This is a genomic window from Leptolyngbya sp. FACHB-711 (genome assembly GCF_014695615.1).
Lineage (GTDB): Bacteria > Cyanobacteriota > Cyanobacteriia > Elainellales > Elainellaceae > Leptolyngbya_A.
The window spans coordinates 1-8,583 of record NZ_JACJOR010000209.1 but is presented as its reverse complement, the minus strand read 5'-3'; the positions used below and the strand labels follow the sequence as shown (position 1 = coordinate 8,583).

Annotated in this window: 8 protein-coding genes; 4 read left to right on the top strand and 4 right to left on the bottom strand. The window is 52.4% G+C overall.

Translation table 11 applies throughout. The features are described from left to right. Both H6F80_RS07935 and H6F80_RS07930 read left to right on the top strand, forming a co-directional pair. A partial coding sequence (locus H6F80_RS07935; protein ID WP_518523542.1) for a thioredoxin domain-containing protein occupies positions 1-277 on the top strand: 277 nt, incomplete at its 5' end. A 145-nt stretch (positions 278-422) separates the two neighbouring features. Beyond that, on the top strand, positions 423-1,688 hold the full coding sequence (locus H6F80_RS07930) for a diguanylate cyclase domain-containing protein (protein WP_190791040.1): 1,266 nt from the start codon (positions 423-425) through the stop codon (positions 1,686-1,688). A gap of 46 nt (positions 1,689-1,734) precedes the next feature. Here the strand turns inward: H6F80_RS07930 and H6F80_RS07925 are convergent, their stop codons facing one another. Next, positions 1,735-2,124, bottom strand: a complete 390-nt coding sequence (locus tag H6F80_RS07925; RefSeq protein ID WP_190791039.1) for a RidA family protein — start codon at positions 2,122-2,124, stop codon at positions 1,735-1,737. Positions 2,125-2,692: 568 nt separating this feature from the next. Here H6F80_RS07925 and H6F80_RS07920 point away from each other — a divergent pair. Beyond that, a complete protein-coding gene (locus H6F80_RS07920) occupies positions 2,693-4,105 on the top strand; it encodes an amidohydrolase family protein (protein ID WP_190791038.1) in 1,413 nt (470 codons plus the stop codon). A 50-nt stretch (positions 4,106-4,155) separates the two neighbouring features. Here H6F80_RS07920 and H6F80_RS31205 read toward each other — a convergent pair whose 3' ends face one another. The 3 genes from H6F80_RS31205 to H6F80_RS07905 all read right to left on the bottom strand — a co-directional run bounded on the left by H6F80_RS31205 (position 4,156) and on the right by H6F80_RS07905 (position 5,841). Continuing rightward, positions 4,156-4,935 (bottom strand): hypothetical protein, encoded by a 780-nt coding sequence (locus tag H6F80_RS31205; protein WP_190791037.1) that lies wholly within the window; start codon positions 4,933-4,935, stop codon positions 4,156-4,158. Between the two features lie 72 nt (positions 4,936-5,007). Further along, a complete protein-coding gene (locus H6F80_RS07910) occupies positions 5,008-5,367 on the bottom strand; it encodes a YtxH domain-containing protein (RefSeq protein WP_190791036.1) in 360 nt (119 codons plus the stop codon). A gap of 102 nt (positions 5,368-5,469) precedes the next feature. Then, positions 5,470-5,841, bottom strand: coding sequence for a hypothetical protein (locus tag H6F80_RS07905; RefSeq protein ID WP_190791035.1), 372 nt, complete (start codon positions 5,839-5,841; stop codon positions 5,470-5,472). A 337-nt stretch (positions 5,842-6,178) separates the two neighbouring features. Between H6F80_RS07905 and H6F80_RS07900 the strand changes: the two genes are divergently transcribed. Then, positions 6,179-8,443: a DUF1565 domain-containing protein gene (locus H6F80_RS07900; RefSeq protein WP_190791034.1), complete on the top strand. Its 2,265-nt coding sequence runs from the start codon at positions 6,179-6,181 to the stop codon at positions 8,441-8,443. Positions 8,444-8,583 lie beyond the last annotated feature (140 nt).

The following is an 8,583-nucleotide window of genomic DNA, read 5'->3' as shown; positions in this document are numbered from 1 at the left end:
GGTGCGATCGGTGTTCATCATCGACCCCCAGAAAAAGCTGCGGCTCACCCTGACCTATCCTGCCAGCACCGGACGGAACTTCGATGAAATCCTGCGCGTGATCGACTCGCTGCAATTAACCGATAATTACAGCGTTGCGACTCCGGCAGACTGGAAAGACGGCGGCGATTGCGTAGTCGTGCCTTCGATTCCCACCGAAGAAGCAAAACAAAAATTCCCGAAAGGCGTGACTGAAGTCAAGCCTTATCTGCGGATGACCCCTCAGCCTAATAAATAAATGGCTTGAGTAAATGACTTGAGCGATCGGTTTTCCTGAGAAACTGGCTCGATAAAACTTTAGCGTAATCAGGAGTGTGGAAATCCATGCTCCTTTTTTGTATCGTTTTTTGATATGTCTGCTCCAGGCAGTTTTTTGGTACGTCTTGGGTAACATTGCCCTAAATCAGCAGTTTCCTGACTTAGCTTGCGGCATGATTTTCCTTAAATGTCCGCTCAAAACCTCGCTCCCAATGTTCCTGCTCAAACCTCGCCGCACAATGTTTTCGTTCAAACTGTCTCCCCAACCGAGCAGGCAACAGAGCTCCTCACAGTTTCTCTACCCGGTGCAGCTTGTGTTTTCCCTGACTTCTATTCTCGTGTTTCCGTTGTATTTTGCTGTGATCGGTGAAGCCTCAACCGCCATGACGCTCGTGATTGCCTTCCTCATCGCCATTCTTGCTGGCATGATCGTGCTACTCTGGATGCGTCTGAAAGCTTACCGCAAAGAACGCGATCGATTGAGGGACAGTCTATCTCAGGCGATCGAGCAAACCCAGGTGATGCTGCACACCATCCGCGACGGCGTGATTACTGCCAATGCTCAAGGACGGGTGGAACTGCTCAATCCCGTTGCGGAGCAAATCACTGGATGGCACACCCAGGAAGCCCAGGGACGATCGCTTTCAGAAATTCTTCCGCTTCGGGACTGCAACACCGGGCAGCCTTTGCCCAACCTGATAGCGGATTCCTACGAACAGCGTTCTCTCAGCAATGTTGACTGCGCTGCCCTGCTGCAAACCCGGGATCACTCTGAAAGACGAGTGAACAGTACGCGGGTTGAAATTCACGCTCCGACGGGACAAGTCACTAGCAGCGTGGTGGTTTTGCGCGAAGCTGCCGCAGTTTCTGCTGATGATGTCGTATCGACCTGGCAAGACCGCTATGACGCGCTGACCGGGCTGGTGAACCGACAAGAATTTGAGCATTGTCTTCAGCAGGCGATCGCCCTGACTCAGGCAAATGACCAGGAACATAGCCTGTGTTTTCTCGATCTCGATCGCTTTCGCGAAATCAATCAAGCCTGCGGCTATACAGCGGGAGATGAGCTGTTGCGTCAGGTGAGCCGCCTGCTGCAAAACAAAGTGCGAAGAGCCGATACGATCGCCCGTTTGGGAGGAGATGAGTTTGCAGTTCTACTGTATCGGTGCCCTACCGAACAGGCAATGTATGTCGCGCACTCGCTCTGCGAAGCCATCGAAAAGTTCTGGTTTGAATGGGAAGGGCAGAAGTTTTCGGTGGGAGTCAGCATCGGTTTAGTCAGCCTTGCTGCAAAGTCAGATGCCGCAAGCGCAATCAGAGCAGCAGATAAAGCCTGTGCGATCGCGAAGACGCAAAATCGGGGCGGGGTTCATTTCTATCAGAACGACTAGCAGGAACTTCTGCTGAATTTCACAAGCTGTCAACTTGCCCAATTTGCTAGGCTCCACAATAGGCAATCAGGTCAATTTCTACATCGCCAAATCCGGCAAGGGCAGTTACACCGATCGCCGTCCTGCCGGGAAAATTGCCGCTGGGAAAGTAAGATGCATAGATTTCATTCACGGTAGACAGGTGACGAAAATCCGTGAGAAACACCCGCGCCATTACCACCCGATCGAAGCTGCTGCCTGCCTGATCCAGCACCAGTTTTAAGTTTTGCATCACACGGTGGGTCTGGTCTTCGATGGAGCCGCGATCAACCTGACCTGTTTCTGGGTTTTGGGCAAGCTGCCCGGTGACAAACAAAAAATCCCCTGCACGTACCGCATGACAGTAGGGCGAAACAGGCGGCAGTACATTGTCGGGTAGATTAATTCGTTCAAACATAGTCGTCTGCTTTAGTAATCTGCTCAAGTTACAGGAGAGGGTTTACCAGAGAGGATGTTCTGGGAAGATCCAGGATGCTCCCTTCGCCTCCAAACCCTTTGCCTTGCAATTATCGTACTTTAGCCAGGAAATAAAGCAGGAAATAAAGCCGCGATTTTGCTTGAATTGATTGCAGCGCCCAACTTAGAAATAAAAATCGATCGCTTATGATGAGTTTGACGATTCAAGATGTTGAAAGAGCCAAACTTCTAACCCACCTCCTCGTCCTGATACTCGTCCTGATATAGGAGAACCCTAGCTCTCCTCGCCCCCCAAGTCGGGGGAAACCGAACCATGGCACAGCACCATCACTCAGCTTCAAAATTCCCAAAAGTTGACCTGTTCAGGGAGCGGCAGCACTTTTAATCCTTCTCAAACCAGTTCTAAGGCTGCTGTGCCCAGTTAGGCAGTGACCCACTAGCGGAAGTTAAATTAAACCAACGCTTCTCACTTTTTCGCAATCCCATTGCTAAGTTTCTTTTCGCAATTTCTTCTCGTAACTTCTTTTCGCAGTTTTTGAGGACTCGCTGTGAGTTTCACGATTCAAAACGCATTGATCCCGCTCGCATCAGGCTATGCAACCGTTGATGTCCGCATTGAAGCCGATCGCATTGCTGCTATTGCGCCCCATCTAGAGCCTGTCGGAACAGTAATTGATGGACAAAACAAGCTGCTCCTGCCGGGATTTTTCAATGCTCATACTCACTCTTCAGAATTTTGGCAGCGCGGCATGATTCCGCCTTATCCGCTCGAACTGTGGCTGGCAGAACTCTACGACTTTACGCTGTTCAGTCCAGAGCAAATTTATCTCAGTGCGCTGGCAACGGCAGCCGAGACACTGCTGTCGGGCGGAACCTGCGTAGTTGATCATCTGGTGCTGATCCCCGGACAGGAGGAAGAGACGATCGCTGCTGCCGCCCGTGCCTATGAAGAAATTGGCATTCGGGCGTTCATTGGTCCGCTGATTCAGGATGCTTCGCTGACCGAGAGCATTCCTTCGGGGGGGAAATTGCTTGAGCATCAGCCCTATGCTCGAACAACCCAAGAGACGCTATCGCTAATGGAGCGGGCGATCGATCGCTTTCACCGACCAGAAGCCGGAATTCATCTCATGCTGGCTCCAACGGGAATGCAGCTCTGCTCAGACGCGCTGTTTGAGGGCTGTGTGACGTTGAGCGATCGGTATCAGCTTTGCTGCCATACTCACCTGCTCGAAACCAGAGCACAGCAATTGCTTGCCCAGGAGAAATATGGATATAGCGCAGTTCAGCACTTAAAGCATCTGGGATTTCTCACGCCTCACACTTCGCTGGCACACTGTGTCTGGCTCGATGATGCCGACATTGAAATCCTGTCAGAAACGCGATCGACCGTTGTACACAATCCCCTGAGCAATTTGCGCCTGGGCAGCGGCGTTGCCCCCATTTTAAAATATCGACAGGCGGGCGTGAATGTCACTTTTGGCTGTGATGGCTCGGCTAGCAACGACGGGCAGGATTTGCTGGAGGCGATTAAGATAGGCACGCTGCTGCACAATGTGACAGATACCGATTATCGCCACTGGATCAGTCCGCGTGAGGCGATCGAGATGGCATCGTTGGGCGGAGCGACGGGGTTAAATCTGGCTGAGCAGACGGGTTCGCTAACCGTGGGCAAAAAAGCAGATCTGGTGCTGTATGACCTGACCAACTTATCACTGCTGCCGCGCACTGATCCAATCGGTTTACTGGTGATGGGCAGACCTGCAAGTGCAGTGGCTCAGGTGTGGGTCAACGGTCAGACTGTGGTGGCAAAAGGAAAAGTTCAGACAATCGACGTTGATCTGCTGCGGCAGGAGATTTTCGATCGCAGTCAGTGGCAGACAAATCGCCAGTCTGCAATGGTGCAGCAGGTTGAGGCACACTATCGATCGGTGATGGGCCTCTTGGATGATGAATCCTGATAATGAATGATTAACGCTCAAACTTAACAATCAACCCACCTGCTCAAGCACTAGCCCTGACGTTCCCGATACGCCTCGATTTGATGAGGAGGCATTTGGGGCGAGGTAGAAGGCGGCAGGTTAAGCGAGGAAGAACCAGGCGAGCGCAGCTGGGGGGCGTAGAAATTGCCATTTTGCGGCGGTAGATTGGGGGTATCTGCTTCCATTGAAGCGATCGCGGCTTGATTTGCACCGATTTCACCGGCATTGATTGGTGATGGTTCCTCAACCCGACGGCTGGCTGCACGAGCGGACTGTTGATGATCCGCGATCGGGGCAACTTCAACTTCAAACTGCTCAAAAACCTCGACTTCCTCGACTCCCTCAATTCCCTCCACTCTCTCAATCTCTTCTATTTCTTCAAATTCCTCAGCTTGTGAGGCAGGCAAACGGGGACGGGTTGGTACTGGAGCTGCCCGCCGACCCGAAGGACGGGTGAAGGCTCCTAGGGCTGCTTTGAAGCCAGCGACGACGCTGCGTGTCGTGATCTGCGCCTGCTTTGCCTGCTGCTTTACCCCGCCCACACCCTGATCCACTTGCTGAGTCATCCGACCCACGTTTTGCACTCCCTCAGTCATATCGTCAGTGAGTTCGGTAATTTCCAGGCTTGTAAGGCGGATTGCTTCCAGGGTGGGCGGCAGTTCTCGGTTGAGGGTGTCGAATAGCTTCTCAGCACTACGAGCTGCCCGCGATAGCTCCTGAAAAGCAGGCAGCGCAGCCATCAGCACGGCGGTAATGCTAACCGCAACTAGCAAAATCGAGAGTCCTAGCCAAAACAAAGGGTCTACCACACTGTTTCCCTATCTCACCAATACTTCTATAAGGCTTTACTATCAAGAATTCACTTCACTCAGCCTGTACCTTTATGCCGAATCACGAACAGAAGGACGGGCTTCGACGACCGCTCGCGTTTCCTGCTGCTCCAAAAGTTGCCGTTCGCGCTGGCTGGCTTCAAGTCCGGCGGAAATCGCCTCCTGTAAACGAGTCAGCGTTTTATCCCATTTGCGTAATGCCGTTTCTGATAGGCGATCGGCTTGAATTTGGACGCTAGTTGAGAGATCTTCTGCCAGTTCCGGCAGGGCATCTGCCGATTTTTTCAAAAACTGCCGGGTTTCTCGACCCGATCGTGGAGCCACCAGTAGCCCACTCACGACCCCAACGACTGCTCCAACCAGCAATCCCCCTACAAATACCCCAGATCCTCCGCCACGGTTTTCTGTCATGGTCATTTCACCTTTCTACTGCATCGATCGACTGAATCGAATCTCCGGTTCAGAATCGCTCTATCTCAAGATTAGACAATTTCCAGACGGTTCGCGCTGTTGTCATGATGCCCCTCGAACGCTAGACCGAATCATACGGGCAAAAAGAGTCAGTCGCTGATTGCGTTGGGCAGGAATGATCGATCGATACTGGTTCCAAACGATTTGTCCTAAGCCAAGCAGGGCAAGCAGTTTCTGCGCTTTCTCAAGCTGAATTGCGGCTTTGCGATACTGCTGACGCGCCTGCGCTACACCGCTCTGTCCCTTGGAGATATTCCTGGGCGCACCGTGCAGAACCTTATGTGTACTGTGTTCGGCAGCAATGAGAGCATCGGCTGCCTTGGCAAGGGTTCGGCGGAGTTGCCAGAGCCGCCAGGCAACATAAAACCCTAGCGAAGCAATCAAAACATTGAAGACCAGAACTGTTATTACCATGTCTACTGGCTCGATCGCACAAATGTCATGCCTAAACTTGATGTCTAGATAATTAATGCCCAGGTAATTAATACCCAGACAACCTGATATCCAGACTATGAATGTCCAGACAACCTGATGCCCAGATAATTAATGCTCGGACAACTTGATGGCCAGACAGCTATGACCAATCATACCGATAGATTTGCGGTCTCAAACAGTATCGATCGGAAATCAACCGCGAGAGAGACCTTTAATTTCAATAAGGCGTTAAGCTTCTCTGAGTTTTACTTTTTAAGTTTTACTTTTTAAGTTTTGCTTTTTGGGTTTTGCTTTATTCACCTGCCTGATTTGATTCATGGAAGATCCGCAGCCTTCTGAACACTTATTAGAGCTATTTGTCTCAGAGTTATTTGTTGACCCCATTGCCGGATCAGATGCGTCGAGAGACAGCAATTCGCCCTCAGCGGCGATCGGCACACAGTCTCAGCCGTTCAAGACCTTATCTCACGCGCTCAGCCAGGCGACTTCGGGCACAATCATCTACCTTCAGCCCGGTCGCTATGACACCGTACAGGGTGAACAGTTTCCGCTGCAGATTCCGGTTGGGGTGGTGGTGGTGGGGGATGTGCCAACGCGGGGCGAGAGGACGACGATCGTTGGGGGTGGCGACTGGGAAAGCTCAATCTTTGGCAGGCAAAATGTGGCTCTGGTAATCGCGGAGCAGGCACAGGTGCGGGGAGTGACCATCACCAATCCCCATGAGAAAGGAACTGGAATTTGGATCGAAGCGGCTACGGCAACGATCGCCCACTGTCGGTTGAGCGGCTGCGGCAGAGAGGGAATTTTTGTCACTGGAGAAGCCACGCCCACGATTCTCAACTGCTGGCTTCTGCAAAATCGGGCAAGTGGGATTGCCTTCACGCGCTATGCCAAAGGAGAAATTCAGCGCAGTTTGTTTTGCCAAAATCGTTTTGGTGTAACGCTGAGCGACTTTGCATCTCCGATCGTTTATCAAACCGAAATCACCGATAACCAGGTTGGCATGGTGCTATCGGGAGCGAGTCGTCCCGTACTGCGGGAAAACCGGATTGCTGCCAACACCGGAGAAGGATTGGTCATTTTTAGTCAGGCGATGCCTGATTTAGGCGATCGACAGTCGCCCGGAGGAAATTACTTTCAGGACAACGGAGATTTCGCAATTCGCAACGTGGGAGCGCAGCTTGTCATTGCAGCGGGAAACCTATTGCATCCTTTGTCTGTGCGAGGGGCGATTGAATTTCGTGCCCTTCAACCCGTGCAAACGGGAGGCTGGGACGCAGAAAGTTTTACAGCGATCGTTCAGCCGCAATCCAGACTCACTTCCGATCCGACTGCGATCAATTTGCCAGAGACTCCGCCCGATCTGGTGAATCACTGGTCGCTACCCTTTGTGCTGACCATTCTCGACAGGCGAATTATGGGCTGTTTTGCCGATCGCACGTTTCAGCCCGATCGACCGGTTTCGCGTGCCCAGTTTGCGGCTGTAGTGGTACGGGCATTTCAGCAGTCCGATCGCTCTCCAAATCGCGGCGTTCGAGATGTGCCTACCGAGCAGGAGGCAGCCGCGCCGATTGCTTCGCCGTTTCCCGACGGGGTGATCGCCCAGGCAGAGCGACTGGGATTTGTCGAACGTGAGGCAGATTTGCACTTTTCTCCAGAACAGCCACTTCCCCGATGGCAGGCGATCGTGGGATTGGTTCGGGGGCGGGGGCTAAGTGGCGGTCGGGCTGAACTGCTGCGGATCTTTCGCGATCGAGCTGAGATTCCCAGCATTGCAGTGTCGGCAGTAGCGACGGCAGTGGCACATCAGCTGCTGATTTTGCCGCAGCGCGATCGGTTAGCTCCGCTGTTGCCAATTACTAGAGCAGAGCTAGCTACCTGGATTTATCAAGCCCTGATTTTACAAGATGAGGCAGAAGCCAGAGAGAGTCCTGCGATCGTAGAGCCTACCAGAGCCCAAGATTGGATGCAGAACCTGGCTGTTCCAACAAGTTCTTTGCTTCAGGTTCCCCGTCTAACGGCTTCAGGTGAAGGGCTACGAGTGGCAATCCACATTGAGATCCCCATTCAGATCCCCCTTGAGATGAGTTCCGACCTGTACTCCGCGCAGGAAGAATCGCCCCTTGTGCAGGCAGGGTTGTGGGTGGGCGTACAGGTGGCAGAACACCTCGAACAGGTGGGAGTTGCAGCCGACCTCATTCAGAGCCGGGATCACTCGATCGATTTTGCAGAACGGTTGACAAGGCTACAGCAAACAAAGCCCGATCTGCTGCTTCAGATTTGTCTGGTTGCAGTGTCTCCTGAGAGGGGCGCAATGGGGGTTCAGACGCAGTACGCGCCGTCAGAAAGCCAGCCATATGCTTCGCTGCTGCACCACAAGCTTTTGGGCTCGCTAGATTTGCCCGATCGCGAAGTCGTTCCCCTGCCAGAGCTACCTTATCCGCTTGCCGTACCGATGCTAAAAGTCGAGTTAGGCTTGCTGGAAGCAATGTTGAATCACCCAGACGGAATCAATCGCAGCTTTTGCACCTATGTAGCGATCGCGATCCACCAAGGGCTACTCGAATTCCTTTTAGTTTGAACGTCTTAATTTGAGCGTCTTAATTTGAGCGTCGCGGCAGAATTGGGAATCGCAGTTAACCTCTACCCGTGAGCCAAATAATGGGAAGATAAATTATTGACGATCGATTGAAGTAAAAACAACTGGCATGGCTGAAATTC